Raw genomic sequence first — 1,515 nt, 5'->3', positions numbered from 1 at the left:
ATGGTGGAGGATGACGGGCTCGAACCGCCGACCCTCTGCTTGTAAGGCAGATGCTCTCCCAGCTGAGCTAATCCTCCGTATTCATTTGTGAAAATGATGACCCGTACGGGATTCGAACCCGTGTTACCGCCGTGAAAGGGCGGTGTCTTAACCGCTTGACCAACGGGCCAGAGACAATAAAAAATAATGGCGGAGAAGGAGGGATTTGAACCCTCGCGCCGCTTACGCGACCTACACCCTTAGCAGGGGCGCCTCTTCAGCCACTTGAGTACTTCCCCATAAAATGGCTCCGCAGGTAGGACTCGAACCTACGACCGATCGGTTAACAGCCGATAGCTCTACCACTGAGCTACTGCGGAAAATCATATATGCTCCCATAATAGGAATGGTGGGCCTAAATGGACTCGAACCATCGACCTCACGCTTATCAGGCGTGCGCTCTAACCAGCTGAGCTATAGGCCCATTATTGGAGCGGGTGATGGGAATCGAACCCACGACATCAGCTTGGAAGGCTGAGGTTTTACCATTAAACTACACCCGCAGTAAATAAAGATAAAATGGGGCGACTGATGGGAATCGAACCCACGAATGCCAGAGCCACAATCTGGTGCGTTAACCACTTCGCCACAACCGCCACTATCTGTAAAATGTCTAAAGCTAAAATATTTGCAAAAGAAAATGGTGGCTTGGGACGGAATCGAACCGCCGACACAAGGATTTTCAGTCCTTTGCTCTACCGACTGAGCTACCAAGCCTTTATAAGAATGGCGGTCCCGACCGGGATCGAACCGGCGATCTCCTGCGTGACAGGCAGGCATGTTAACCGCTACACCACGGGACCATTTGGTTGCGGGGACAGGATTTGAACCTGCGACCTTCGGGTTATGAGCCCGACGAGCTACCAGACTGCTCCACCCCGCGATAATAATAATTTTTTGAGAGCAAGGGATTCGAACCCTTGAGACGGGTTACCGCCTACACGATTTCCAATCGTGCTCCTTCGGCCACTCGGACAGCTCTCCAAAATGGCTCCGCAGGTAGGACTCGAACCTACGACCGATCGGTTAACAGCCGATAGCTCTACCACTGAGCTACTGCGGAATAATAATTTTCACCAGCCTGGCAACGTCCTACTCTCACAGGGGGAAACCCCCAACTACCATCGGCGCTAAAGAGCTTAACTTCCGTGTTCGGTATGGGAACGGGTGTGACCTCTTTGCCATCATCACCAGACATAGTGACAAAAATTATTATACTATGAAATCCGAAGATTTCAAGCTTTTTTTTGAAAGAAGTTATTCTTTCAAAACTGAATAACGTTTGATAACAAGATTCACGTGCAATTTACGCTTAGTTAGACTGTGGTTAAGTCCTCGAACGATTAGTATCTGTCAGCTCCACACGTCACCGCGCTTCCACCTCAGACCTATCAACCTGATCATCTTTCAGGGTTCTTACTCACAAATGTGATGGGAAATCTCATCTTGAGGGGGGCTTCATGCTTAGATGCTTTC

General features: G+C 49.8%; 12 tRNA genes and 2 rRNA genes. All 14 read right to left on the bottom strand.

Annotation, left to right across the window (positions count from 1 at the left end):
* Nucleotide 1 precedes the first annotated feature (1 nt).
* Nucleotides 2–77, bottom strand: a tRNA-Val gene (locus AZ46_RS19610).
* A gap of 20 nt (nt 78–97) precedes the next feature.
* Nucleotides 98–169: transfer RNA gene (locus AZ46_RS19605), tRNA-Glu, on the bottom strand.
* A gap of 18 nt (nt 170–187) precedes the next feature.
* A tRNA-Ser gene (locus AZ46_RS19600) sits at nt 188–278 on the bottom strand.
* Between the two features lie 6 nt (nt 279–284).
* A tRNA-Asn gene (locus tag AZ46_RS19595) sits at nt 285–359 on the bottom strand.
* 27 nt (nt 360–386) lie between these two features.
* A tRNA-Ile gene (locus tag AZ46_RS19590) sits at nt 387–463 on the bottom strand.
* 5 nt (nt 464–468) lie between these two features.
* Nucleotides 469–542, bottom strand: a tRNA-Gly gene (locus tag AZ46_RS19585).
* A gap of 17 nt (nt 543–559) precedes the next feature.
* A tRNA-His gene (locus tag AZ46_RS19580) sits at nt 560–635 on the bottom strand.
* Nucleotides 636–680: 45 nt separating this feature from the next.
* Nucleotides 681–756: transfer RNA gene (locus AZ46_RS19575), tRNA-Phe, on the bottom strand.
* 10 nt (nt 757–766) lie between these two features.
* A tRNA-Asp gene (locus AZ46_RS19570) sits at nt 767–842 on the bottom strand.
* Nucleotides 843–845: 3 nt separating this feature from the next.
* Nucleotides 846–922, bottom strand: a tRNA-Met gene (locus AZ46_RS19565).
* Between the two features lie 14 nt (nt 923–936).
* Nucleotides 937–1,024 (bottom strand) — tRNA-Ser (locus AZ46_RS19560).
* Nucleotides 1,025–1,027: 3 nt separating this feature from the next.
* Nucleotides 1,028–1,102, bottom strand: a tRNA-Asn gene (locus AZ46_RS19555).
* 16 nt (nt 1,103–1,118) lie between these two features.
* Nucleotides 1,119–1,234: ribosomal RNA gene (rrf, locus tag AZ46_RS19550) — 5S ribosomal RNA — on the bottom strand.
* A 128-nt stretch (nt 1,235–1,362) separates the two neighbouring features.
* Nucleotides 1,363–1,515 (bottom strand): 23S ribosomal RNA (locus tag AZ46_RS19545); the annotation flags it as partial.

This window comes from Metabacillus indicus LMG 22858 (genome assembly GCF_000708755.2).
GTDB lineage: Bacteria > Bacillota > Bacilli > Bacillales > Bacillaceae > Bacillus_P > Bacillus_P indicus.
This window is presented reverse-complemented; position numbering and strand designations above follow the sequence as displayed.